This window comes from Bacillus cereus group sp. BfR-BA-01330 (genome assembly GCF_022663885.1).
Lineage (GTDB): Bacteria > Bacillota > Bacilli > Bacillales > Bacillaceae_G > Bacillus_A > Bacillus_A cereus.
Map to the genome: position 1 here is coordinate 427,731 of NZ_JAKUGK010000004.1, position 25,666 is coordinate 453,396.

The following is a 25,666-nucleotide window of genomic DNA, read 5'->3' on the forward strand; positions in this document are numbered from 1 at the left end:
TACAAATTAAAGAGCTTACTTTAGTAAGCTCTTTAGAAAAAATATTTATTTCACAATCGGCAATGTCACTTCACTTAATTTCACTGTAAGTTTCGTGCCAGCTTTCGGTCTAATTGTATAATCATAATCACTTGCAATTAAAACAACTCCGATTTGATGCCCCACTTTAAATACATAATCATCTGGCTGCATATCCCATGTAAATGTATAATCTTTGCCCGCTTGAATCGCTGTTGAATTTTCTATACTCTTTACGTTTTGTGGATCCATCCAGCCTCTCGTTACGATTTCCGGCTTCGCTCCTCCATAGTCAACAAGTAACGCTGTTAAATTTGATACAGATCGATCAATATTTCCTGTAATTGAAATCTTTGGTGTACCACTTATACGCGTATCTTTTTGCAGTACAGGCATTGTATATACTAATCGATTTGCTACTTCTAATTCTGGATTTGCTACTAATTGGTTTGATTTTATTTGTGCATCATCTAAGAATGAGAAAACTTTATTAGCCGATCCCATACTTAGTGGCAAATTGACTGATTTATTGCTTAAATACATACGGATTTTTGAAGGTACAGCTGCTGGATCTGGCCAATTTTTTATCTTTTGCCACGTTTTATTTTCTCTTTGCACATCAACCATTGGTTCATCCATAATTCCATTTTCAATTCCGTACAACCAATAATCTAACCATTTATTTTGTGTTTGCTGCCAGTTATTACTTGATGTCCCACCATGACCACCTTGGTGTAGCCACATTTTACGCGGAACATTATTTTCTCCAAGTGCTTCCCACCATTGCGCGAACTGTTTCGTTTTAACATTCCAATCGTTTAAACCATGAACAACAAATACACTCGCTTTTACATTTTTAGCATCTTTTACATAGTTACGTTTATCCCAAAAATCATTATAATTACCTGTTTTTCGGTCTTGTCCAGCCGTTAACTCTTTTATAACTTGTCCGCAAACTTCAGGGTTTTCCCTTGTCAGTACTGCTTCTGCCATATTATCTGTATCTTCTCCTTGATATCCGCCTGGAGCAATGACTGCACCATTTGCACGATAATAATCATACCAACTACTAATTGCTGCGATTGGAATAATTGTTTTTAAACCTTCAACTCCAGTAGTCGCAACAGCATTTGGTAATGTACCATTATAAGAAACTCCAGTCATACCTACATTGCCTGTAGACCAATTTGCCTGAACTTCCTCACCCTGTTCTGTAAATGCTTTCGCGCGACCGTTTACCCAATCAATAACAGATTTTGTCCCAAGTATCTCTTGTTCATCTCCAGTTGTAGGGCATCCATCTGATTTTCCAGTACCGATACTTTCGCCTAAAATAACTGCATAACCTCTTGGCACGTAATAGTTCCCATACGAACCAAGATTAATCGCTCCATACGGTTTTCCTTCATACGCATACAATTCTTCATCTACATTATATACAGGAACATCTTTTAATCCAGATCGATATGGACTCATTTCATAAATAACAGGAACTTTCACATTCGGATCTGTCTTTGGACGCATAACTTTTATCGATACTCTGTCTTTCTTACCGTCTCGATCACTATCAACTTCTGTCTCTACATATAAATTTTCGATAATAGCTTCATCGAGAGAATAAATCGGTTTTGTCATCCCATTTTCTAATTCAATTTTCGTATTTTTAGTCTCTTCCTTCTTCTCTGCATGCACATCCATAGTAAAGCTAGGTATAATTGTTGCAGATAGCATTGCTGACAGTGTAATTGCCATTTTCTTTTTACTCAAAATATTCCCTCCCCTTATTCGTTCTCTTTTACTATATAACAAAATAAATGAAAATTCAGTTTTATTTTTATATAAAAGTTGAGAAACTCAAAGATTTCTTATTAAGTAAAATTTAATGGAGGTGTGAAATTATTTTCCCACTCCCAGCTTCTATATAAAGTGAGCCCTCACCAATCGGGCGTTTACGAGCAGCGGGGCCCCCACCTAACTTCTTTGCTTCCGCTGAATTTTGAGTTTTGGGGTCTTACTGCCCGGCAAATAGCGGGATAAATAGAGAAAAAGACAACCGATATTTCTATCGCTTGCCTTACATTCCATTTATTATTTTTCTAACTCTTTAAAGGTATCTTTCAAGTCTTTATCAGATACCTTTATATCTGCATTTTTAAGCAGTTCTCTAGTAACTTGTTGATGGAATTGAGGATCTTGTATACGTTGCTGTTCTAATTCTTTACGAATATTCTCTTTCTCTTCCTCATACGGTTTAAGCTCTTTTTTATCCGTTAGCTTAATAATATGATATCCGAAAGAAGATTTAACAGGTTCACTCAATTGACCAACTTCTAACTTATACGCAGCATCCTCAAATTCTTTCACCATCATACCAGGTCCAAATTCAGATAGTTCCCCACCTTTTTCTTTAGAACCTGGATCCTCTGAATATTGTTTAGCCAATGCCGCGAAATCTTCGCCACTATTTAATTTTTCTTTAATTTCTTTTGCTGTCTTTTCATCTTTTACTAAAATATGGCTAACTTGAAGCTTTGGCTTATAATGATCTTTAATATCTTTTTCCGTTACGGTTGCTTTAATAGCTTTTTCAAAAGCAAAAGTAAGCTTTAATTTCTCTTTCAACTGATCTTCATTTTTCACACCATTGGATTCCATATATGTATTAAAATTATCGCCCATCTTGTCTTTTAATTCTTTTAGTTGTTTCGTTACCTCTTCATCCGTAACTTTATATTTATCATGTAATACTTTTTCTACTACCATTTCAGATAAATTCTGTTTACCGTAGTTTTCTTTTAATTTTTTGTTAAAATCACTTTCTGAAATGCTTCCTGATTTTGTCGTTACAATATTATCTGATGAACCACATGCAGATAAAGATAACGTCATACCCATTAAAATGCTACCAATTACTAATTTCTTTCTTTTCAAATCTGAATACCTCACTTCATTAAATTCAAATATAACTATGTAAATATAACGTTTTCCTGTGAACTTCACGTGAATTTAATGAAAGTAGAACATTTGCTAATTCTCCATTTAATACATCAATTTCGAAAATTATGGTGATTCATCCTATATCGCTAATCTCTAAAGCTGCAAAAAGGACTAATATTTTCATTAGTCCTTTTTCACATTTATATAAAATTGAATTTCTCCATCTATAGAGGAAACTCCATATTCAAAACCATGCCTTTCTAAAATACTTTTCACTATCGCTAGTCCTAATCCTGTACCTGATTTTTCTTTACTACGAGAAGATTCTAGTACGTAAAAAGGCTCCCAAATTTTCTCGATATCCTTAATTTTATCCGTAGGAATGCCATTTTTTATTTGGAAATATATACTTTTATTTCTATCTTCTAATGTAATTATTATGTTTTGATTTGCTGTATATTTTATCGCATTAGAAATTAAATTTTGAAACACCATTCTCATTTTATTTAAATCTGCATAAACGATTGTATTGCCCGCATTACAATTTACTTGCAAGTTAATTTCTTTCGAATCCAGTTCAATCTGATGCTTATCTAATATACTCTGAACCAGTGGTTCAATGGGGAATTCTTCTTTTTGTAAAATATCTCTTTCTAGTTTAGAAAATCGTAATAGTTCTTCAATTAAGTTTGATATTTGATCTGTTTGTTTAATAATTGTATCTACATAAGTCCCATCATCTAATCCATCTTTAATCCCCATAGAGTATGCTTTTACTAATGCGATCGGTGTCTTTAATTCATGCGTTACATCACCCATAAATCGTTTTAAATGTTCATTACGATCAGTTAAGTCTTGATGTGCTTCATGTAGTTTTTCACTCATGATATTAATACTATTGGCCAACTCTCCTATTTCATCATTCGTTTTCACTTTCGTTCTTTTAAACTGCAAATGTGAAATATCCTGAGCCACATCACTTAACTCTTTCAGTGGTGTCGTTATTATTTTTGAAAGTATCCACACAAGTAAAATAATAAGAAGGAGCGAGAAACATAGGATATATAAGTAAAATGTATTTAACGTATTTATAATTTCATTTGAATTCGCAATGGAAGTCCCAATTAAAATTATCGTATCATCTTTCGCAATATATTTAGCAAAAAAACTCGCTTTTACCTTTCCTTGATCGTACAGTTTATTCGATTGCCCTTCCGTCTTCACTTTCATAACTTCGTCTTTCGTAATCCAAAGCTTATTTAACGTTACTTTCTTTTTCGTAAGTTGCATGCGTAACGCGTCGTTCATAGCATCTTCTGACTGATTAATTGGCGTATACGCAATTGTAACGTTATTTTCAATTTCAATTGTATGAATAACATCTTCTAAATCATTGACTGGCGCATTTTGTATTTGAGTTGTAAATTCATTTAAGTTTTCACGTGTTTTATAAATATTATATTTCGGCAGGAGAAAGTTAATTAATAATAAAGAAATTGTAAATATAAGAATAACGGTTAAAGAAATGCTGAGAAATAGCTTTTTCCCAAGTTTATTCACTTTGTTCCTCCAAACTATAACCCAGCCCACGATGCGTCTTAATAATATTTTCTCCAATTTTTTTACGCAGCCTTCTTACATGTGTATCAACCGTTCTCTCTTCTCCAAAATAGTCAAATCCCCATACAATGTCTAACAATTTTTTACGAGTTAAAATAGTTCCTTTATGATTTAAAAAGCATTTTATTAATTCGAGCTCTGTTTTTGTAATTTCTAACTCTATATCATTTTTATATACTTTATTTTTGGCAAAATTTATCTTTACATCTTGTACTTGAATAATATCATCATGCTGAATAAGTTTTTTCGCTCGCGTAATTAGTACTCCTGGATGAAATGGTTTTTTTACGTACTCATCTGCCCCACTTTGAAGCGCTGCTAATTCATCTTCACTTTCACTTTTCGCCGTAAGCATTAATACTTTTACGCTTGAATTCTTTTTTATTTCCTGACAGACAGTAATACCACTATGTTTCGGCATCATCCAATCCAAAATAGCTAAATCAATTTTTTCATCATAAAATATTTGAAGTGCTTCCTCTCCGTCTTTCGCTAATAATACTTCAAAGCCTTCTTTTTCAAAATAAGCTTTTAAAATCCTTAACATATCTTGTTCGTCATCTGCAATTAAAACTTTCATATTTTTTCCTCCATTGCTTTTAAACAAAAACCAATTGTATCATACAACATCCTTGTTACATGAATGTGACAGAAAAATATTTAAAGCTTTTGAGGGGATAGTAATGGTGAGGTGTTGTACTATGATAAAAAAAATCGGGGTCATTTCTCTTCTTCTATTTCTATTATCAACAAATGCGTTCGCAAATACAAATCAACAAATTGAAGTATTTGATTGTCAAAAAGAAATGGTCATTCAAAAACAATCTTTAGATCCAGTAATCCAAAAAGAAGCAGTTCAATACGCTAAAGCAATAACTGGTCCATTTAAAAACTTAAATGTCGTTCCAAAAGATGGCTATATGATAAAAATCCCTTTATCTAAGCCGGTTTCTATTACTAATCAATGGTTACACACTACAATAGACGAAGTACTTATACTGCTCCCACTAAATGAAAAGCCTTATATTATGCTTTATGATGATGAAAATAATCCGCATTTTTATTATGTAAAAGGTAAACCAAGATTATTATTGAAACAAATGAAGGTTAAGTTATAATGTAAGAAAGATCCCACAAATATGATTTGCGGGATCTTTCTTTATCAATTAACAATTTGATTTTCATTTAAAAAATGAATAACCTGTCTTTTATGATGGTTATCATGATCTACAAATTCTTTAATAATATATATAAGAGAATATGGCGTTCCGGTATGAGGACAATGTGATACTCCATTGGCCGTTAAAGGTTTCTTTAGATTTCCAGCAGATAGTAATCTAAGTTCTTTTACGAGTAACTCTCTTTTAGCTTTTGCTTCTTCAAGAAGTTTCATCTTAGATATACCGGATTTGGCATAACTAGATGCTAGTTTATTATATGTATCAAAATCAGGGAACTCCATTCCCTTCCCATCTCTCACTGATGATAATGTCTCACGTAATAGATAGTCATCCCAGTTCATAATATGAGATATTATTTCGCCAATAGTCCATTTCCCCTCTGATATTGGTGCCACCCACAATTCCTCTTTCATACCTTTCAATGTATTTATCCAAATTGAATATTCATTGAAATCATTAATAATTTTATTTTCTCCCATCATCCAATTCTCCATTCTAATATTAGATTCTTATAAATTATAACATCAATCTACATGAAACAGAACAAAAGTTCTACTGGAGAAGTAAACAATAATTCACTATATCCTTTTATATAAGTTCAAATAATGGCTCACTCCCATATATTTTGTCCCTTTCAGAAATCCACTCGAAGTATAAAATTTGTCACCCTGTACTGTATCTGTATTTAAAACAACAATATTAAAATGTTTTTTCGCATCGTTTATAATTCTCGCTAATAATAACCTCCCTAATCCTTTCCTTCGGTATTTTTTTGCAATATAAAATCTCCTTATCCTACCAATCTTATTGTTTATTGTATATGGATCCTCATTTAACCCTCCTATTCCAATTAACTTTTCCCCTTGAAAAATCCCATATAAGCATTCACCAGTTTTATTAAACGTGTTTATTTTATTTTCATATTCACTTATTAGTTTTATTAGGAAATAAAATCCTTCGTCTTTGCTTTCCTGAACAAGATAATCGTGTTCGTATATCATTAAATCTTCAATTTGTTGAATATGTATATCTTTCAAGTAAATCTCCCCTTACTATGAAAATACATAAAAATGCTCTAGAATTTTTGATTCTGAGCATTTTTATGATTGTTATCTTATTCAATTCGTAGTATGTGTATTCTTCACTTTAGATATAAATCGATAATATAGTTGTTTAATTCTTATTTAACTAAAGCATCTGTTTGTTTAAGTGTATACATTCACATTTATATTTTCTCTCAAATATACTATCAGTTTATAAATTCACCATTCTTCTCTAGCAGGTATAAGTTAAATTATAATTTGTTAATTGATATGCTTGTGTAACCACTGTTCAAATATTTTCAACTGTTCTTCAGTATGAAAGTAATGTTCACCCGTCTCCATAACTTCTAATTCACAACGATGTTTTTTTGTAAAATAGTTAATAGTTTCAAATTCGCACAGTTCATCCTTAGCTCCGTACATAATATATGTATCTGTATTCCATGTACTAATAGGATGCTCTTTTACATAGCATAAATAATCCCAATATAACTTTTGACCAATAGGTGTCTCTATAGTCATTTCTTTTTGTAAAAGCTCCGGTGTTACATTAAACCATTTCATCATATTTTCGATAATTCGTTCCATATTAACTACTGGTGATAAAAATAATGCCTTTTCTAGCACATCATTTTGATAAGCTAAAAGACTAAAATACGCTCCCATACTACATGCAAACACATTTATTTCTTTCCAATGTACTTTTGCGTAGTTCATAATTATAGATAATTCACTAACACAAAACTGTACTTTGCAAGGAGTGTTATCATTTTTTCTTTCTCCATGCTCAGGTAAATCAAAGCTTAATACTTGATAGCCTTTTTGATTGGCTTCTTCAGCTAATATTTGAATAACTACATCTTCCTTATTTGACATATTTCCATGTACTGCAATAAAAACTTTTTCATTCTTCTCTCCCCATAAAACCGCAGGAATATTACTAATTTTAAAATTATTTTTAAGCATACTCCCTCCATAAAATAAGACATATAGGACTTGGAAAAAATGCACACACTTTATTTATCTCTGTACAGCAGGCAGTATCCGCTTTAAATCTATTAAATCATCTATTACTATATCAGCCTGAGCAAGTTCATCTTCTTGCGCAAAATCAAAATTGCACCCAACTGCAAGTAAACCGTTGTCTTTCGCTGCATTTATATCAGATAGCCGGTCACCGACTACCGCTGCCTCTTTTATATCATATTTGTTCATAATACTTTTAACTAAGTCACCTTTATTTAGCGATTGTATTTGTTCAATACTAAACGTTTCAGTCACCCACTTGTCTAAAGCATAATACGTTACGATTGCTCGTAAATATTCTTTCAAACCATTACTAGCAATGTAAATTGAACAATTATTTTCTTTTATATATGTAAATATTTCTTTTACATTTGGATATAAAGCGCCTTTTCCGCTTTTTATGTTTTCAATTAGTCTATCTAAAAAATATGCATCTGTTTGTTCTCTTATTTCAATAGAATGGTCCGGTAATAAAGCTTCCCAAACTTTCGGTAGCGGCACACCCATAATTTCACGGTATTTTTCAATCGGTGTTACCGTATCCCATAATTGAAGTGATCTTAAGTGATCAAAAGTATCATCTAACGATAATTCTAAAATTTTATCTGTTTGAAATAATGTTCCATCCATATCAAAAATTAATGCTTGTAACATTCTTATCTCTCCTTTTGGACTATAGTTTTACCAGATATATTTTTAAGCATCTCAATAATAATTTCTGAGCAATAATTCGCAGCAGTTTTCGCGAAATCATCATAAGAAACTTGAGCTTCATCATCTGCACTGTCAGAAATACATCGTATAACAAGAAACGGTATATCATTTATGTAGGCAACATGTCCAATTGCTGCACCTTCCATTTCTGTACAATGAGGTGCGTATTCGTCTATTAATTTTGCCTTTAACTTTGAATCTTCAACAAAACATTCACCACTTACAATTCTTCCTTCGTGAGCTTGAATATTTGAACTATTACTGCTACATGCTTTACGTGCTAACTCTATCAATTCCTTACTTGCGATAAATTCTTCCTGGAACGGAAATAAGTTTTGCATTTGATTTTTACTTACATCATGATAAGTAACATTCGTTGAAATAACTACATCACCAACTTTTACATCTGGATGTAATCCACCAGCAACGCCCGTATTGATGATAGAGTCTACATTAAATTTATGAATTAATGTTTGCGCACATGCAGCTGCATTTACTTTCCCTACACCAGAACGTGCAATAATTACTTCTGTTCCCATGAATTCTCCAATATAAAATGGCATTCCCGCTATTGTCTGTTCTTCTTGTATTACTAGCTTTTCTAAAAGTAAATCTATTTCAATTTGCATTGCTCCGATAATGCCGATTCTGTTCATGTATGTAGTCCCCTTTATTAATTAATCCCTTTAATCCTCTCTGACATAACCGACAATAAAAATTTCGGAAGTACAAGTTGTCTCTTTAATCTTTTCGGCTGTGAGAGTAACCTATACAGCCATTCAGTTCCAGTATCCCTCATTATTTTCGGTGCTCTTTTTACAGTACCAGATATTATATCAATCATTCCTCCGATACCAATAGATAGCGGAACGTTTAATGTTTGTATGTTTTCATAAATGAACTCTTCTTGTTTTGGTGAACCTAGTCCTACAAGTAATAAATGCGGCTTGAATTGCTTAATTTTCATTTTTATTTCTTCTATTTCTTCACTATTTACAAATCCATGCTGTCCTTTAAATTGTGCTCCTGGGAACTGCTCATTTAATTTTTCTAATGCCTTTTTATTACTTTCTGGCGCAGCTCCAAAAAGAAAGACACGATATTCATTGTCGTTACAATATTTTATTAAATCGTGAGTTAAATCCGCCCCAGTAACACGTTCTTTCAAAGTTCCTTTTAATATTTTCGAGCCAATTATGACACCAATCCCATCCGCTGTTATTAAATCCGCAGATAGTAACATCTTTTTAAACTCCTTTGATTTTTCCGTATTTTCCTTTGCAGACATAACAATTTCAGGATTTGCAGTTACTACAAACCTTGGTTTCTCTTGTTGTTCATGTAGCCAACCTTTTAATAAACTTATAGCTTTTGCATATTCTAAAGTTGAAAAAGGTATACCTTTTATAAATTGCTGATCCACTGTACTCTCCCCTTACATAAGCTGCAAATATTCATCAATGTCTTTAGAAATTTGAATAAAAGCTTTATTCCAAAATTCATAATTTCTTATATCTATTTCAAAATGTTTTTTCATAAGCTCCTCTACTGTAGCCTTTCCTGTTTCTCGTAAGAATTCTTTATATTTCAAATGAAAAGTACTTTTACCTTCTTGAGCTATTTCTAATAAGCTAAAACTTACTAAATATCCAAACGTGTATGGATAATTGTAAAAAGGAACATCTGCTATATAAAATTGAATATATTTCATCCATACAAACGGCTGGTATTCACTTAAAGCATTTCCATAAGCTTCTTTTTGTGCAATTATAGATAATTTCTCAATTTCATCAGCACTTAAAGGACCCTCTTTACATTTTTCATAAAATGTTTTTTCAAACTGATACGATGCTCGTATTGCCATTACATAATTAAAACTATTTCTTATTTTCCAGCTAAGTAATGACTTTTTCGTATCTTTACTATCCGTTGTTTCAATTAGATAATTTAAGAGTACCGTTTCAAAGAAAATAGATGCTGATTCAGCCGTACTCATTGGCAAATAATCATCTAAAAAAGATGTAGATTGTTCAAAACTCATATTATAAAAATGCCAAGCATGTCCTAATTCATGAGCGAGCACTCTTACACTATTTATACTCCCATCATAACGAATGGAAATTCGCGATTCTTTCTCACTGAAAAATGGAGCACAAAACCCGCCTGGTGGTTTATTCTCTCTCGGTTCAGCATCTATCCAACCACTTTCTATCGCATTACGTGCAAATTCTGCTAATTCTTCATCAATATTCTTCCATGCATCATAAACGTTTTGTATTGCTACTGAAAAAGGAATCATGACCTCATTACTTTCCTTTACCGTCATAAGTGCATGCCATGTAATTGAAGCTTTCCCTTTCTTATACACGTTTAAAGCACTTACTAATTTATCAAGGTTTTCTTCTGTCGCATTCCACATTTGGAATAATACAGTTTCTGAAATGCCATTCGCATGAAAAGATTGTGTTAAAATCTCTCTATCTTCTATTTCATTACTCTTTGCATTACGCAATCTCCCTACTTGATTTAATACAGTAGCAAAGATTTCTTTTTCCTTATGTAAAGCACATGTTAATGACTCGAATACTTCTAATCTTTCCTTTTCATTATCACTATTCATTGCAATAGTATTTGCTTGTCCAAAGGATAATAGTTTATTATTGTGCTCTATTTCTATCCTATCCCGTAATTGTATGTACATATTTTCCCACGCATTAAGTTCATCTTTTATTAACTTAGTATTATCTGAAGTTTCCACTTCATTATGTTTTATTACTTGCTGTAATTCACTTTTTAGTTCCTTCACTTTCACGGTCAATTTAGTAAGGTCAGATGGAACACTTTCTTCAACCGATCGACAGTACAAATAGTATTCTGCTTTTTCAATAACTTGTATAAGCTTTGAAAGAATCTCTACATCTTTTGTTACAAAATATTGCTCTTTCAACTCCAAAATCGGAAATAGAATATCCTCATTCAAATACAAGCGATTTAAATCCCATCTAGCACTTTCTTGCATTTTTATAGCCGCCTCCTATTTTTACAAATAGTTACAGATATTTCTCCCCACACAATTATATATGAAGTGGAAAAATTTTGATATCTTCAAATATTTAAATTCCTATAAATATATTCTTATTTATACTCTTTTCTTCTACCATTAAGTATCATTACACATATAAAAAATACTCCCTCTACAAGATTGCATTTGATATAGGAAAACTTCAAAGATTTTATCTTCATCAATACCATATCGACCGATTATCACAGATTAAAAAATAAAAAAGGATTGATCAAAAGATCAATCCTTTACTCTACTTCATTTAAGAAAAATAACGTTATAACGCCAGGTCCTGTATGTGCACCGATTGCTGCACCAATTGTATTTACGATAAATACTTCACAGCCAAATCTTTCCGTAATTAATGATTTTAATGCTTCCGCTGTTTCTAAATCGTCACCGTGAGTCATACCGATTGTTTGACCTTTAAGGTCTTTACCACGTTCTTCCATAATATCAACAATACGGCTTAATACTTTCTTTTTCCCTCGTACCTTTTCAAGTGGTACAAGTTTTCCTTCTTCCACGTTTAAGATCGGTTTAATGTTTAGTAAACCACCGATAAATCCTGCGACTTTGCTTAAACGTCCACCTCTCACTAAGTACTGTAAGTCAGCTACAGTGAAGATATGTTCCATATGGCTCATTAGAAAATCAACACGCTTTAAAATATCTTCTTTTGATGCGCCGTCTTTTGCCATTTTAGCAGCTTCTAAAACGACAAGACCTTGACCAAGCGAAGCACATTTCGTATCAATAATTTCTAAATCTAAGTTAGCATATGTTTCTTTTACTTCCTCTTTAATGACAACTGATGATTGATATGTACCAGACAGTTCAGATGAAAAAGCTAAATATATACAAGGATTACCTTCTTTTGCATAAGAAACAAATTTTTCTTGGAACGTTTCAAGTGAAGGCAATGACGTTCTATAAACAGCGCCTTCTCTCATTTTTTGCAATAATGTAACTGACTCTAATGTTACTCCATCTAAATACTCTGTTTCTGCTTCATCATATACACGGAGTGGAATTAAATCAATATCATATGCTTGCAGCAATTCTACTGGTAAATCCGCCGCACTATCCGTAATGATTTTAACACCCATTTTTAAACCTCTATTCTGTTATAAATATAAAATAATAAAATAAAAATAGTACTTTTAAATTATATACGTAAAACTTAAATGAAGAAAGGAAAACACTTTATATTGTATGCACTATTCTTCAAAACTTGAACTATTAATGAAAATGATTCTATTTTAAACACCTTTTTCTTATTATTTTTCTAAAACACGAATAATTTTATAAGTATTTTGTATCATTATATTTTAATTCTTTATCTTAATATAATCTTTTCAAATTCATACTGTTTAAAATGTAAAAGCCAAATCCAATAAAGGAAATGGCTTTTACATTTTCATAAAATAACCAAACTTTATTTTCCATCAAATTGTTTGTTTACATTCATACTTTGGTGATGTTGAATATTAGTCCAGTTATGATAAATATTTATAGCCTGTACTATAATTAAAACAGTGAATATTCACCTTTAAGAATCACTAGATAAAAACAAGTTAAACATTTTATAAAATATTTAATTTTACTAGTAAAGCTAATAAAATTTGGAGAAGAATTTGAACATTTACTGCTATGTCTGTATCCGTAGTCGTAACTGTAACATTTCTAGAATTTCTAATAACAGTTTCTTGTTTATTAATTTGTTTAATAGATGATTTTTGAAACAATTCTTGTGCTACACGGTCAGCTTTTTCACTATCTGCTATAGAAATACTTATTATAACCACGATAGCTGCTTGTAATGCTGCTTGAATAGATAAAGCAGCTTTTGTATCTGTAGTAGTAACTTCTACATCTGCGGAATCTACAATTGTAATAGATTCTTCAGAAATTTGATACGTTTTACTTTCTTGCGCAGCTGCTTCTGAAACGCTAGCATTTTTAAAAGATGGATGAGGATTTGAGGAATCTAATGCACTCCACTTTTTATTTTCATCTGAATGACATGTTTTGTCCATGCGTTCACCCCCTTTCAATCTAAATAATTATTAACTTGTGATTGTATTTCAGAAACAATACTTTTAATTTGCTGCTTTTTTTCTGGTGATAAATTTTTTAGTTTTTCTTCATTTATCCCATGCCTATTAAAAATATCTGAGAGTAAAAGGTCTATAATTATATTCTTTTGATCCTTATCAAACTTAAAGGAAGAAAATTTATTTAAATCATCCATTTACAATATTCACTCCAATCAATTTTCTATAAAAATTTTAAATATCTACGAGCATTATATGTAATGAAATAAAAATTGCTTGGACAAGTAACTTAATCTTCTATTTTCACTTCTTTTTGCTAATAAAATCAAAAGCTGACTTCTAATAAGAAGACAGCTTTCCTTCACTTCACATAAATATAAGTTTCGTTACTGTTAAATCATGTATTTTATCTTTATTTGTAGTTTTCCACACTTGCTTTACCATTAATCTTGAATATTAATTCAGTCATAATAAAAAGTCCAAGCTTGTACCACGTATTACAACAAAAAACATTTACTTAGAGTGAAAACTTATAGCTAAATATCAATAGGATAGACACTTTATAAAATGTTTAGTTTAACTAATAAAGCTAATAAAATTTGAAGAAGAATTTGAATATTCACTGCAATATCTGTATCAGTAGTTGTTACGGTTACGTTTCTAGAATTTTTAATAAATGTTTTTTGTCTATTAATTTGTTTAATAGCTGATTTTTGAAATAATTCTTGTGTTATTTTATCTGCCTTTTCACTATCTGCTATAGAAATACTTACTACAACTACGATAGCTGCTTGTAATGCCGCTTGGATAGATAGCGCAGCTTTTGTATCTGTAGTAGTAACTTGTACATCTGCTGAATCAACTATTTCAATATATTCCTCAGAAATTTGATCGATTTCATCTGTTTGTATAGCTTCCTCTAAAAAATTTGCATTTTTACTAAACGAATAATAATTTAATGATTCGCAATCTTCTTTTTTCGGCTCAGGAACTCGTTTTTTCGGCTCAAACTCCCGGTTTAATGGATCCCGATTTTTCTTTCGTCTACAAACTTCACATTCACACATAAAATCACCCCTTTTAGTCTTAAAAATTAGCAATATTAAAATATTGACTAACTAATAGCATTTTATGTATTTTTTTAAAATTTGTTTGGACAAGTAACTTAATCTTCTACTTCTTTTTCTAATAAAAAAAGCTGCCTTCTAATAAGAAGACAACTTTCTTTGTGACTACTCTAGAATAGATTTCATACAATATAATTGTTCCTTCCTTATAACCTGAGTTCGTCACTTTAGTTATAAAAATGTGGGTATATCCTATACCTTTTTTAGGGACCATCCATAATTTATTTCATAAAAAGTGCTTTGTTTTACTGAAAGGTGGTTGCGGAAACAACCGCCTTTTTATTCGGAACAAAATAAAACTTTTATATAAAAGACCCATACTTAAATACACTAAACTTCATATAATATATTGCATCCTTTCTTTTTAGAATAAGTAGTCGTTTACTGAAGGGCACTTTTCGAAGTGCTCTTATCTTTAATCCCCCTCTTTTTCAGGAAGAGTTTTTTTACTAAACCCTAATATGATTTGTATCACTAAGGCTAGGGATTACGACATTTCCTTAATAACTTCAATGAATATAGTAGCTACTAATTAAAATACCCCTATGATCTTCTCTACACTTAAACAATCGTGCATTACCGAACACATGAATTAATTTTTATTTTGACTATGTAACACTAAATTCACAAGATTATTATCCTATGTTTGATGAAGCCATCATTTCAATGCCAGCAACCCCACACTTTTAACTAATAACTTAAACAAATGGGCTACCTCAAGGTTCCTTTGATATAGTATGTTATGTTCTATATAATGAAGAGAGCGCTAGTATTCCGAAGGAGGATATATATGGGTATTCAATTGGCCACATCTAACGATTTAAAATGGATTAATAGTCAATATGACTCAATAGGATTTGTACGAAGTGATTTAAAGAGAGATAAAGTTGCAATTATTACATATAACAACGAGTATGCAGGTGTTGGCCGATTAGTCCAAATAGATGAAGATACTTTAGAAATGGGCGGGATTTTTATTCTGCCTCAATTTAGAGGGCTTCAATTTGCTGGTGAGCTTGTTTCATTTTTAGTAGAAACTGCGAAAAAATCACAAATACAAAATGTATATTGTCTTCCTTTTGAGGAATTAGAAAACTTTTATAAGAAATATGGATATACTGAAGTCGATACTACGACAGAAGCAGTCCATCCAATTATTCTAAAAAAATATAATTGGTGTTTGGAGAACTACGATAAACACGTTCTACTATTTAAATTGTAAATGTAATAAAGTGAAACTTTAATCAGTGGGAGTTTTAATCAAACCCCTCACCAATCGGGCTTTGATTAAAACTCTATGTTCCGTCAATACTATAGATAATATGATTGTATTTCTCCATTCCCCCTGAGAGAGGAGCAGTTGGCTTTTGCTAGCTGCTCTTTTATTTTTTCAAAAAGTCACATAAATATCTTTAATTCCAAACATTCAAAAGATAAAATATGATATGATTGTTATGAAGATATTTACCAACTAATAAATGCGCCCTAGACTTACGTACTAGGGCGCATTTATTTTTTAGTATGTAACTCCTTCACTCATCTATTATCCACAAAATAAGTATCATATGCCTTATCAAATTCATATCCTAACTTTTCTGCTAGTTTAGCAGATGTAGTATTCGCTGCGTCCCAGTTTGGATACTTTCCATTTTCTAAGCAATCCAATATAAGAGCTGCACTTACTACAGTTGCCAAGCCCTCTCTTCTATGATTGTGATCAGTCGCAACTTCAATTTCAATCCCATTATTATAAATACTATACGAGGATGCACCGCATACAACTTCTCCGTTATATAAAATGCTATAACCTATACCACGGTTTATATAATCTTCTACCGAATGAAATTGACTTGTGAAATCTTCAGATATCTTATGTAATGTAGGGCTATTTGCGATATGCTCGTCTATTCTTCTTAACTCATATTCTTTTGGAAGTGCTGATATAAAAGATTTTAATTTTGAACGATTAAAAACTTCTGGATTTCGTTTGAATTTATAACGTAAAAACTTATCTATTTTTCTTTCATGGAATGTTTCTAAGCGTTGTTTCCACTCTTCACTATTTACGATAACTAAAATTCTTTCTGGAATATTACGTAATAACTCTTCTGTTTCTTTCGTATTTGGGTCTCCAGCGTAAAATGTAAAAATCCCTACCGTAACTTGTGCTACTTTTGGATTTTCAAGATCATTTACCCAAGCAGTACCCATATGCCCTTGTAAATAAGAAAGTAAAACAACGTTATTGAAATCCTCAAACATAGAAACTAGTTTTTTTCTTGTATGTATATTCGCTTCATATATCATTTACATTCCCGCCTTCTTTAGAATCAACTACTCTTAACATTTTCATGAGCGCTCCATAATTCGTATTCATATACATACCCACCTGTTCATCATAAAAGCAATTGACTATTAAATTAAAACTTCGAATATTTATAAAATATCAGTAAACATAAAATGATTATAACATCTACTAACTATGAAATGATCAACATATAAAATAAGTCAACAATAAATATATTTCTTACCCGTTAACAAACGGTTTGAAGGACCAACATAATTAATTATGTAACAACCCTCAACAATAGTTTGAGGGTGCATTTAAATACATGTGTTATAACTCATTTTTATAAATAAAAGATTCCGTCTCACCGTTCTTATATACTTTAGTCAATTTAACAAATGATTTATACGTGTTAACGTCATCCTCTATCATTTTTTTCATCTCTTCTATTTCGGCATCACCAGTTCCGCCCTCTATTTTTAAACAGTTCGAAATGGAAAGGTATCCGCTTGATGCCAATATAAAAATAAAAATCGTATCAGGAAAATTAATAAATAATAATCCGTAGTTTAAAGGGTCTCTAGCTGGATGTGATAAAAGTAATCGAAAACCTACCAGTTCAGGTACTTGAACAAAATCTCTAGAAACTCTCGCCTCACCTACTATAGTAATTTGCTTTACTACATTCCCGAGATCATCTGTAAATTCAGTACATCTAGGTGGATTAATTGTTGTTGCTTGGAAAGACACATTTAATTCAGGATTGTTAAAATCGAAAAAGATTGTACTCCCCTCTGTTAAACAATGCGGGCAAACATTTCCTAGCAAGCTAAAGTCCTCTTCAATATATTTAACTTTTGTTTTGCAGCTACATACTTTCCCTATTCGAATTGCATCAATCTTTGAACAATCGACAAATATAACCTCATTGTCTTCTTGTACGAATGATACGATACCTGTTTTCTTATTAAATGAAAGAAAATAAGATACAGCAATTTCGTTTCCTTCTATTATGATACTTTCAACTTTAGTATACGGTTCTAGACTTTGTAAAAACTCACATATACTATTTTGGCAACACCCACAATTACGTTTCGGTTCACACCCCACTTACACTCCATCCCTTCTCTATATAGAATTGCTACTACATATATATGAGAAGAAAATAAGAAAAGCTTGGACAATATAACGTTAACGTAGCAATATCGTTACCTAATCGTACATTTATATGGAAATCACACCATTTTTGAGTAAGGACACATAATTTTTACTATAAATACATATAACAATTTCATCTTTCATGAAAAAAACGTTATAATAAGGTGTAGCCTCTACGATTACGTTATAAAGGAGATTAAAACAATGGCTAAAATTAAAGTATACCAAGCAAAAGAGGAAAATATGGAAGCAGTAAAAAACATCATTGATGTTGAGGAACAAAACCCAACTGCTGAAAACTTACAAAATCTATACGCATGTGTATTAGATACTGAAGATATGGCATTGCCTGAATCATACATTGAAGAAGATATCTTAATTGATTCTATTGAAGTTATGGTTAACGCTTCTCAAAGCAAAGTAAGAGACTTAGGTGCTTACGATGTAATCGAAGTTCAAAACAAAGGTAAGAAAACACAAATTTTACTATTAGCAGACGAAGAATACGAAATTATCGAAGGCTAATCTAAATCTGTACATACGAAAAAGCTCCTTTCCAATTAGAAAGGAGCTTTTTCATTACGCTTTTGATGTTTCACTCTTTTTATTCGTTTGTTGTTTCTTAATTACCATGCGCTCATTTCCCATAAAGAAAATGAATATGAATGCTAATCCAGCTGGTACCAATGCCCACATGAATGTTTGAACAATTGAACTAGAAAGAGCGTCAATAATCTTATCTAATATTTGCGGAGGGATTTGAGATCTTGCTGATTCTGATAGAATAGCTCTTGAATCCCCTAAAGCGTTTGTATTCATTCCCCCGCTCATCCCTTTAAATGCTTCTTCTAATTGATCTTGGAAACCTGTTCTTTGGATCATTCCGAAGATTGTAATGCCTAGTGTCATTCCTAACGAACGAATGAAGTTACTCGTTGAAGTCGCAGACCCGCGCTGTTCCATACCGAAGTTGTGAATAGCTGCCATACTTAGTACAGAGAATGAGAAACCGACTCCAAATCCGATAATAATCATATAAACTGTTAATAATACACGACTTGTTTCTGGTGTTAACGTGCTTAATAAGAATAGTCCAATTAGCATAATAACCGCAGAAATAATCATAATGTTTCGGTAGCTAAGTTTAGTTGTTAAAAATCCGCCTAACTGCGCTGTTACGACTGATCCTAACATCATCGGTAAAAGTAATAATCCTGAGTTTGTTGCGGTACCACCGTATACACCTTGAATAAATAACGGAATGTACACAGTTGCTGACATAAATGCAGCACCGTAACATAAAGCAATAATTGTACTCATTCCGAATAAGCGCTGCTTAAACATCTCAAATGAAATAATTGGTTCTTCTACTTTTCGTTCAATAAAAATGAATGCGATGATTAAAATGGCGAATCCACCAAATAAGCTTAAAATAAAGCTAGAATCCCAATCATATTTTTGTCCACCTAGTTCTAAAGCAAACATTAAACAAATTACTGCACCAACTAAAGTAATTGCACCAAACCAATCAATCTTTTGCTTTCTATGAACGCGTGATTCTTTATAAAAGAATGTAATAAAAATAAGTGCTAAAATGCCAAGTGGTAAGTTAATATAAAATACCCAGTGCCAGCTAATGTAATCGGTAATATATGCGCCAAGTAATGGCCCGAAAATACTAGATAATCCAAATACCGCTCCGAATAAGCCACCCATTTTCCCGCGTTTTTCAGGTGGGAAAATATCAAAAACGATAGTAAACGCAATTGGCACTAATGCCCCGCCGCCAATACCTTGAATGGCACGATAAATACCTAACTGTGTAATATTTTCAGCAGTACCACAAAGTGCCGAACCAATCATAAAGACAATTAAACCGAAAATAAAGAATCTCTTTCTACCATACATATCTGATAGCTTACCGAAAATCGGCATGCCTGCCATTTCTGCGACCATATAGGCAGAAACGACCCATACAAAGTTTTCGAGGCCTCCTAAGTCACCAACGATTGTTCCCATCGCCGTTACGACAATGGTATTATCCATCGATGCCATTAAAATACCTAGCAATAAGCCCGCCACAACAAAGCCGAGCTTATTATTCTTCTCAACCATATCTCTTGCTCTCCCTCATACTACTTATATTTGTTTATGTTCTTTTACGACTGCATTACCTTTTTGATTAAAACTAGTATGATATTCTACAACACTAATTTCACATCCAGGACCAATTGTGACGTTGTTGCCTCTTACAACTTCAGCAATCGTATGTTCTAAATAGATATCATCTCCTTCAACAATCGAAGTTTGGAGGTTTCCAGCATGACTAGTAAAAGGAATAAATCTCGTTTTTTTACGAACAGTAATCTTTTTGCCACCAATTTCTCTTACCTTACTGCCTTCATAACGAAGTGAGATTTGAATATTTTCAGCATTAAGTAATCCAGCACTTTCAAGACCACCAGTTAATGATAAATCTTCTATTTCAATATCTCCCTTCACATTTAAAGCACCTTTTACATCTACGAAATCACCTGAAAACTTTCCTGCAATATCTATCATACCTCTAACTTTTGTTTTTTCAATATGAGCATCACCATGAATTTGTGTATTACCATATACTTTTACATATTCCGCATCTACATTTCCTTGTACTTCGTTATCTCCATACACGACATAGTTTTTCACTTTCACATTACCGCGTACATCACTCGTTCCGTACGTTTTAAACTCATTGCAACTCATATCATTCGTAATTGTTCCTTCACCGCGAATCTTCACTTTATTATAATCTCCGCCTGCTGAATTACCAGAACCATTTACTGTGAGACTATGTGGATGTTCCATATTGATTTCTCCCTTCCGTTAAACCTGCTTAATTTCTTTTACATTTGCATTTTTATCAACAGTAAGAACACCCGTATATTCAATCAGTTCAATCTCACAGTTTGCTCCTACTGTAACATTGTTTCCTCTTACCGTTCTTATGTGAGCATAATCAATATCGATATTGTCACCTTCTAATAGTTCAGCTTCTAACTGCAAGCCAAATACTGTTTTAAATAGCCTACTAAATGTACCTGATCTATGTCTTACTTTAATCGTTTGACCACCAATTTCTTTCGCTCGACATGTACCGTGAATATTTATATTAATTTCATCTGCGCTTAATAAACCACCGATTGTAAATTGTCCTTCTGAAGAAAAAGTATCCACTTCACAATTACCGTCAATTGTAGCTTGACCATTGACTTTAAATTCTTCACCAGTGACATTTCCACCTATCGTACCTTTTCCTGCAATTTTCAAACTGTTTGCTTTTACATTTTGCGTAATTGTTGCTTTTCCATCAATTCGCATCGTTTCAGCATGAACTGTGCCATCAACTTTACCAGATCCGCTAATTCGTGCACTGCTACTTTTCAAATCGCCAGTAACTGCACCGTAACCGTTACATTCAAATTGCTCACATTCAACATTTCCATTCACAGTTCCTTTTCCGTTTAATTGCACTTTATGAAACTCGCCACCATTCGATGAACCGTAACCATTTATAATCAAATTATCTGTACGCATACTTTCTCCTCCACTACAACAATTTAGTTTTTAATGCTTCGGTATATTTCATAATCGCTTCGCGTAAAACGATTTTGGTGCCTTTTTCAAAAATTAAATCGTCCACGTTTGAAACTAATAAACATGTAGAAATACCTAACTTTCGGACAATGATTAAGTCACAAGTTTTATGTTTCATTGCTTCATAATTTTCACGTAAAACTTGCAAGACCATTTTTCCTTCTTCTAAACTAATCTCTCCTGATTGTAGTAATTCTTCTAACATGTACACATAAAGAATGTCTACAAATTGAAACTCTGCTGTTTTATTCGTTTGTTCTATGAAAAATTGTAAAACTGGTTCTGATGCAATCCCCTTGCGTAAAATCTCTTCCTTTGTTAAAAGAATTTCTCTCACACTCGGTGAAAACATGTTCGCTAGTTCATCAAGTGATAAATCCTCTTTCATCGTTTGGATTTTATCGATACGCTCTAATATCTTTTCTTTCGGAAAAAATGTCTCTTGACCTGTAAACGTTGATTTTCGTACAAACCAATCTTCCGGAATTAAATTTTTTCTTTTCCACCTATATAACTGTCCGTATGAAATACCAGTTAGTTCTAATAAATCTTTTTTTGAAATTAAATCTGTACTCAACTGTATAACACTCCTTCCTGATAACAATGTAACATAACACTGTTACGCTGTAAATAGACTTTTATCACAAGTAGCGTAACAATGTGTAAAACAAACCTATTCTCACATACAAAAAGGCTCTTACACATCTTATGAAAATGTGCAAAAGCCCTTATATATCAAGATTTAAACCAAATATTATAAAAATCAATCCAACCTTGTGAATTAATCATTATATTTTGAACTTTTTCATGTGTACTTACCTCTTGTTTATTACGATATAAAGGAATAATATGAATTTGACGTAACAAAGTATCCTCGATATCGCGTAACAGTGTAACTCTTTTCTCTAATTCTTCTTGTCTAAAATAAGGAGACAACTTTTCATGAAAGTCCATGCTGCTTTGTCCATGAATAAAACTATTTTTTGTAAGAAACATATATAATAAACTATCTTCTATTCGTTCACTTATTGTGGCACTATCATGCATCATATCGGCCTTTTGTATCGTACTTACTTCCAATAGCTCTTCTATCTCAAGAAAATTATTTTCTACACGAATCCCGTACTTCGCACACTCTTTTTGTATCCATTGTGCATCTTCAACATGATCTCGTCCTGTAAATGTGTAGAGTTGTAGCACTTCACTATGATAAGTACTCCTTTTAATTAAACTTTCGATATCTTCGTCAATATCTACTATGCTTTCATTTGCTAATATTAGTTTCTTTGCCACTTCTCCACGTTCTCCGCCGAGTTCTTGAACGATTGTATAACCATGAATGATTTGATATAACGCTTTCCGAAATAACGCATCTTGCATTGGTCCTTCTTTCGTAAGATTACATGTTATATATGTCACGTTCGACTCAAGCCGAGACAATTCTTTATTATATTTTTCTTTATCTTTATACTGCGCCTTTACTAAAACATCGTATGTACTTACACCTTGTTCTACATTCCACAACTCAATACGATCTAAAAAAGGTCTTTCACGAAAATATAAAGGATGTCCTTCTAAAATGAACAGATTTTCATTACTTTTATATAATTGAAAAGGCCCTGTTCCAATTAACCCTCCTGCTTCATCTTCATTCACGATAGAACACTGTTCTGCACTTAGCATATGTAAAAACATTCGATTTTCCGTATGTAATTGAATTTCGAAAACGTAGTCATCCACTGAACGGATATTTTCAACGTGTTGTAACATCCATGCATGTGCATTATTTTCCAGCTTCATAAATCGATTCAACGAGTATATAACATCATGTGCAGTAAGTTGTTTTCCATTATGAAAGTGAACTCCTTTTCGTAAGTAAAACGTCCATATTTTTTCAGCGTCATTATATTCCCAGTGAAATGCAAGTCTTGGCTCTATAATGTTTGTATTACCGTCTACATACACGAGTGTGTCGAATATATGTTTTACCATATGGCATTCTGAACGCATTGTAGCGTATACAGGATCTAATGTGATACCTAAATTCATTTGTACTTGCAACCGGAGTACATCTCTTCTCCCTTCAGATGTCATTTCAACCTTATGACCAAATATTGAATCCACCCAGGAGTGATATTCTCCCTTTACCGATGGAAAATGTGAGCTATAGCGTTCCACAAATATGCTTCCGCTTTTCACATCCCCTTTTTTCGTTATTTCTTTTCCTCTATCTAAAATTAAAGACATCGGGTGCTTTTGAAATATTAACTTAGAACGATTTCCTCTGCCGCGACCTGGAAACCACTTAATCCAATTTAACTCATCTAATTTTTTTATAATTAATTTACTATTACGCTCTGTACAAAATAGTGTTCTAGATATATTTTGCACTGTTACTTCCAATCGTTCTCCCTCTTTTTTCCCTTTTCCATAAGCAATCCATAGTTCAATGTATTGATCTAAAATAAACATCATACTCCCCCTAAAAGGTGAAAAATACTCCCTATTGTTTCTACCCTTTTTCCAACTCTCCTTTCATCTTATCATTTCAATATAGAAAGGAGGAATTAATATTGAAGTATCTCTTACTTCGTTACAATAAACCTATTTTTATTAGACTGTGCGGTGAATTATTAACCCGAACGACTGAATCTATGTTAGCTCTCATTATGATTATTTACGTCAATAAAATGTTAAACGGCAATGTAATAATAACTATGCTGATTTTCGGACTGCAGCCACTTTCAGACATTTTATTTACACTTATTGCTGGAGGAATTACTGATAAATATGGCCGAAAAAAGATTATGTTACTCGGATTATTACTACAAGGTGTTGCAATCGGTAGTTTCGTTTTCGCTCAATCCGTTTTTATATTTGCACTGTTATATGTCATTAATGGTATTGGCCGTTCCTTATACATTCCAGCTCAGCGTGCACAAATTGCTGATTTAACAAAACAAGAGCAGCAAGCAGAGATTTTTGCTCTCCTACAAACGATGGGAGCAATCGGATCCGTAGTCGGCCCTTTAATCGGTGCAAGTTTTTATAATACTCACCCAGAATATTTATTTATCGTGCAAAGTGTAACTCTTACGATATATGCTGTTGTTGTTTGGACCCAGCTCCCAGAAACTGTTCCACCTATAAGTAAGTCGAAACAAACAGTTGAGGCAAGTTCACCAAAGCAATTTGTTTTTAAACATTACGCCATATTCGGTCTTATGGTTTCTACACTTCCTATTAGCTTTTTTTATGCACAAACTGAGACGAATTATCGTATTTTTGCAGAACATGTATTTCCTAATCTCGTATTCATACTCGCATTTATTTCAACATGCAAAGCCATTTTGGAAATCATTCTACAAATCTTCCTCGTAAAATGGTCTGAACGATTTTCTATGGCGAAAATCATCCTTATTTCTTACGCCTGCTATACAATAGCTGCAGTTGGCTTTAGTTATTCAACGACGATATTGTCGTTATTCTTCACCTTACTCTTTTTAGTCATTGGAGAAAGTATTGCTCTAAACCATTTATTACGATTCGTTTCAGAAATTGCACCTCATGATAAACGTGGTTTATATTTTTCAATTTACGGTATACACTGGGATATATCTCGAACGTGTGGACCAGTTATTGGTGCAGTTATATTAAGTAAGTTAAATGGAAGTATGCTGTTTTATATTTGTGCTAGCTTCTTATTAGTTGGAGGTATTGTTCAAGCGCTATTTGTTCAAAGTTTGGAACGTAAAAAAATCGTGAACCATCCTACACATAATTTATAGGTTACTACTTTTT

At 32.4% G+C, this 25,666-nt stretch carries 26 protein-coding genes; 4 read left to right on the forward strand and 22 right to left on the reverse strand.

Annotation, left to right across the window (positions count from 1 at the left end; genetic code table 11):
- Positions 1–45: 45 nt before the first annotated feature.
- The 4 genes from MR112_RS14220 to MR112_RS14235 form a co-directional block, all read right to left on the reverse strand.
- Positions 46–1,785, reverse strand: coding sequence for a Xaa-Pro dipeptidyl-peptidase (locus MR112_RS14220; RefSeq protein ID WP_000038293.1), 1,740 nt, complete (start codon positions 1,783–1,785; stop codon positions 46–48).
- Positions 1,786–2,106: 321 nt separating this feature from the next.
- A complete protein-coding gene (locus MR112_RS14225) occupies positions 2,107–2,949 on the reverse strand; it encodes a peptidylprolyl isomerase PrsA (RefSeq protein WP_002204764.1) in 843 nt (280 codons plus the stop codon).
- 189 nt (positions 2,950–3,138) lie between these two features.
- Complete coding sequence (locus tag MR112_RS14230) at positions 3,139–4,515, reverse strand: sensor histidine kinase (protein WP_086404902.1); 1,377 nt, start codon at positions 4,513–4,515, stop codon at positions 3,139–3,141.
- Positions 4,508–5,155, reverse strand: a complete 648-nt coding sequence (locus tag MR112_RS14235) for a response regulator transcription factor (protein WP_000865979.1) — start codon at positions 5,153–5,155, stop codon at positions 4,508–4,510. Before MR112_RS14235 ends, MR112_RS14230 begins: the two co-directional genes overlap by 8 nt.
- 121 nt (positions 5,156–5,276) lie before the next feature.
- Here MR112_RS14235 and MR112_RS14240 point away from each other — a divergent pair, with 121 nt between their 5' ends.
- On the forward strand, positions 5,277–5,693 hold the full coding sequence (locus MR112_RS14240) for a hypothetical protein (RefSeq protein ID WP_048656225.1): 417 nt from the start codon (positions 5,277–5,279) through the stop codon (positions 5,691–5,693).
- Between the two features lie 44 nt (positions 5,694–5,737).
- Here the strand turns inward: MR112_RS14240 and MR112_RS14245 are convergent, their stop codons facing one another.
- The 11 genes from MR112_RS14245 to MR112_RS14295 all read right to left on the reverse strand — a co-directional run bounded on the left by MR112_RS14245 (position 5,738) and on the right by MR112_RS14295 (position 14,724).
- Positions 5,738–6,235, reverse strand: a complete 498-nt coding sequence (locus tag MR112_RS14245; RefSeq protein WP_000504410.1) for a DinB family protein — start codon at positions 6,233–6,235, stop codon at positions 5,738–5,740.
- 99 nt (positions 6,236–6,334) lie between these two features.
- On the reverse strand, positions 6,335–6,793 hold the full coding sequence (locus MR112_RS14250; RefSeq protein WP_000651656.1) for a GNAT family N-acetyltransferase: 459 nt from the start codon (positions 6,791–6,793) through the stop codon (positions 6,335–6,337).
- Positions 6,794–7,060: 267 nt separating this feature from the next.
- Entirely contained in the window at positions 7,061–7,765 is a 705-nt protein-coding gene (locus MR112_RS14255) for an alpha/beta hydrolase (RefSeq protein WP_173602368.1), read from the reverse strand.
- 54 nt (positions 7,766–7,819) lie between these two features.
- Entirely contained in the window at positions 7,820–8,479 is a 660-nt protein-coding gene (locus MR112_RS14260) for an HAD hydrolase-like protein (RefSeq protein WP_017656487.1), read from the reverse strand.
- A 2-nt stretch (positions 8,480–8,481) separates the two neighbouring features.
- Positions 8,482–9,195, reverse strand: a complete 714-nt coding sequence (locus MR112_RS14265) for a 5'-methylthioadenosine/adenosylhomocysteine nucleosidase (RefSeq protein WP_226368784.1) — start codon at positions 9,193–9,195, stop codon at positions 8,482–8,484.
- A 17-nt stretch (positions 9,196–9,212) separates the two neighbouring features.
- The gene (locus MR112_RS14270; protein WP_173602366.1) at positions 9,213–9,962 is read right to left on the reverse strand and encodes a WecB/TagA/CpsF family glycosyltransferase; all 750 of its coding nucleotides are present in this window, start codon (positions 9,960–9,962) and stop codon (positions 9,213–9,215) included.
- Between the two features lie 12 nt (positions 9,963–9,974).
- Positions 9,975–11,558, reverse strand: a complete 1,584-nt coding sequence (locus MR112_RS14275) for a M3 family metallopeptidase (protein ID WP_226368785.1) — start codon at positions 11,556–11,558, stop codon at positions 9,975–9,977.
- 290 nt (positions 11,559–11,848) lie between these two features.
- Positions 11,849–12,709: a DegV family protein gene (locus MR112_RS14280; RefSeq protein ID WP_000538278.1), complete on the reverse strand. Its 861-nt coding sequence runs from the start codon at positions 12,707–12,709 to the stop codon at positions 11,849–11,851.
- 477 nt (positions 12,710–13,186) lie between these two features.
- Positions 13,187–13,639, reverse strand: a complete 453-nt coding sequence (locus MR112_RS14285) for a spore coat protein (protein ID WP_000361676.1) — start codon at positions 13,637–13,639, stop codon at positions 13,187–13,189.
- 14 nt (positions 13,640–13,653) lie between these two features.
- A complete protein-coding gene (locus tag MR112_RS14290; protein WP_000342253.1) occupies positions 13,654–13,854 on the reverse strand; it encodes a spore coat protein W in 201 nt (66 codons plus the stop codon).
- A gap of 363 nt (positions 13,855–14,217) precedes the next feature.
- Positions 14,218–14,724, reverse strand: a complete 507-nt coding sequence (locus tag MR112_RS14295; RefSeq protein ID WP_063547581.1) for a spore coat protein — start codon at positions 14,722–14,724, stop codon at positions 14,218–14,220.
- Positions 14,725–15,574: 850 nt separating this feature from the next.
- Here MR112_RS14295 and MR112_RS14300 point away from each other — a divergent pair.
- Positions 15,575–16,006, forward strand: a complete 432-nt coding sequence (locus MR112_RS14300; RefSeq protein WP_242245059.1) for a GNAT family N-acetyltransferase — start codon at positions 15,575–15,577, stop codon at positions 16,004–16,006.
- Between the two features lie 314 nt (positions 16,007–16,320).
- Here MR112_RS14300 and MR112_RS14305 read toward each other — a convergent pair whose 3' ends face one another.
- Together MR112_RS14305 and MR112_RS14310 are read right to left on the reverse strand one after the other, a co-directional pair.
- The gene (locus tag MR112_RS14305) at positions 16,321–17,091 is read right to left on the reverse strand and encodes a GNAT family N-acetyltransferase (protein ID WP_242245060.1); all 771 of its coding nucleotides are present in this window, start codon (positions 17,089–17,091) and stop codon (positions 16,321–16,323) included.
- Between the two features lie 310 nt (positions 17,092–17,401).
- Positions 17,402–18,181, reverse strand: coding sequence for a BC_2878 family exosporium-associated protein (locus MR112_RS14310; protein WP_242245061.1), 780 nt, complete (start codon positions 18,179–18,181; stop codon positions 17,402–17,404).
- A 252-nt stretch (positions 18,182–18,433) separates the two neighbouring features.
- On the opposite strand from MR112_RS14310, the gene MR112_RS14315 reads away from it, so the two are divergent.
- Entirely contained in the window at positions 18,434–18,754 is a 321-nt protein-coding gene (locus MR112_RS14315) for a hypothetical protein (RefSeq protein ID WP_001062733.1), read from the forward strand.
- Positions 18,755–18,808: 54 nt separating this feature from the next.
- On the opposite strand, the gene MR112_RS14320 is transcribed toward MR112_RS14315, so the two are convergent.
- From MR112_RS14320 to MR112_RS14340, 5 genes are all read right to left on the reverse strand, one after another.
- Positions 18,809–20,344 (reverse strand): MDR family MFS transporter, encoded by a 1,536-nt coding sequence (locus tag MR112_RS14320; protein WP_078385869.1) that lies wholly within the window; start codon positions 20,342–20,344, stop codon positions 18,809–18,811.
- Positions 20,345–20,368: 24 nt separating this feature from the next.
- The gene (locus MR112_RS14325; RefSeq protein WP_017673238.1) at positions 20,369–21,076 is read right to left on the reverse strand and encodes a hypothetical protein; all 708 of its coding nucleotides are present in this window, start codon (positions 21,074–21,076) and stop codon (positions 20,369–20,371) included.
- Positions 21,077–21,094: 18 nt separating this feature from the next.
- Positions 21,095–21,805: a bactofilin family protein gene (locus tag MR112_RS14330; protein ID WP_001258384.1), complete on the reverse strand. Its 711-nt coding sequence runs from the start codon at positions 21,803–21,805 to the stop codon at positions 21,095–21,097.
- Positions 21,806–21,818: 13 nt separating this feature from the next.
- Complete coding sequence (locus MR112_RS14335; protein WP_000102257.1) at positions 21,819–22,442, reverse strand: YhbD family protein; 624 nt, start codon at positions 22,440–22,442, stop codon at positions 21,819–21,821.
- Positions 22,443–22,600: 158 nt separating this feature from the next.
- On the reverse strand, positions 22,601–24,337 hold the full coding sequence (locus tag MR112_RS14340; RefSeq protein ID WP_242245062.1) for an ABC transporter substrate-binding protein: 1,737 nt from the start codon (positions 24,335–24,337) through the stop codon (positions 22,601–22,603).
- 101 nt (positions 24,338–24,438) lie between these two features.
- Between MR112_RS14340 and MR112_RS14345 the strand changes: the two genes are divergently transcribed.
- Positions 24,439–25,653, forward strand: coding sequence for an MDR family MFS transporter (locus MR112_RS14345; protein WP_078187065.1), 1,215 nt, complete (start codon positions 24,439–24,441; stop codon positions 25,651–25,653).
- The last annotated feature ends 13 nt before the right edge of the window (positions 25,654–25,666 follow it).

What these genes read in the sequence shown, in the direction of transcription:
- MR112_RS14235 (WP_000865979.1), bottom strand. Translation starts at nt 5,155, where the DNA reads ATGAAAGTTTTAATTGCAGATGACGAACAAGATATGTTAAGGATTTTA.
- MR112_RS14240 (WP_048656225.1), top strand. Translation starts at nt 5,277, where the DNA reads ATGATAAAAAAAATCGGGGTCATTTCTCTTCTTCTATTTCTATTATCA.
- MR112_RS14245 (WP_000504410.1), bottom strand. Translation starts at nt 6,235, where the DNA reads ATGGGAGAAAATAAAATTATTAATGATTTCAATGAATATTCAATTTGG.
- MR112_RS14255 (WP_173602368.1), bottom strand. Translation starts at nt 7,765, where the DNA reads ATGCTTAAAAATAATTTTAAAATTAGTAATATTCCTGCGGTTTTATGG.
- MR112_RS14260 (WP_017656487.1), bottom strand. Translation starts at nt 8,479, where the DNA reads ATGTTACAAGCATTAATTTTTGATATGGATGGAACATTATTTCAAACA.
- MR112_RS14265 (WP_226368784.1), bottom strand. Translation starts at nt 9,195, where the DNA reads ATGAACAGAATCGGCATTATCGGAGCAATGCAAATTGAAATAGATTTA.
- MR112_RS14275 (WP_226368785.1), bottom strand. Translation starts at nt 11,558, where the DNA reads ATGCAAGAAAGTGCTAGATGGGATTTAAATCGCTTGTATTTGAATGAG.
- MR112_RS14280 (WP_000538278.1), bottom strand. Translation starts at nt 12,709, where the DNA reads ATGGGTGTTAAAATCATTACGGATAGTGCGGCGGATTTACCAGTAGAA.
- MR112_RS14285 (WP_000361676.1), bottom strand. Translation starts at nt 13,639, where the DNA reads ATGGACAAAACATGTCATTCAGATGAAAATAAAAAGTGGAGTGCATTA.
- MR112_RS14290 (WP_000342253.1), bottom strand. Translation starts at nt 13,854, where the DNA reads ATGGATGATTTAAATAAATTTTCTTCCTTTAAGTTTGATAAGGATCAA.
- MR112_RS14295 (WP_063547581.1), bottom strand. Translation starts at nt 14,724, where the DNA reads ATGTGTGAATGTGAAGTTTGTAGACGAAAGAAAAATCGGGATCCATTA.
- MR112_RS14300 (WP_242245059.1), top strand. Translation starts at nt 15,575, where the DNA reads ATGGGTATTCAATTGGCCACATCTAACGATTTAAAATGGATTAATAGT.
- MR112_RS14305 (WP_242245060.1), bottom strand. Translation starts at nt 17,091, where the DNA reads ATGATATATGAAGCGAATATACATACAAGAAAAAAACTAGTTTCTATG.
- MR112_RS14315 (WP_001062733.1), top strand. Translation starts at nt 18,434, where the DNA reads ATGGCTAAAATTAAAGTATACCAAGCAAAAGAGGAAAATATGGAAGCA.
- MR112_RS14320 (WP_078385869.1), bottom strand. Translation starts at nt 20,344, where the DNA reads ATGGTTGAGAAGAATAATAAGCTCGGCTTTGTTGTGGCGGGCTTATTG.
- MR112_RS14325 (WP_017673238.1), bottom strand. Translation starts at nt 21,076, where the DNA reads ATGGAACATCCACATAGTCTCACAGTAAATGGTTCTGGTAATTCAGCA.
- MR112_RS14330 (WP_001258384.1), bottom strand. Translation starts at nt 21,805, where the DNA reads ATGCGTACAGATAATTTGATTATAAATGGTTACGGTTCATCGAATGGT.
- MR112_RS14340 (WP_242245062.1), bottom strand. Translation starts at nt 24,337, where the DNA reads ATGTTTATTTTAGATCAATACATTGAACTATGGATTGCTTATGGAAAA.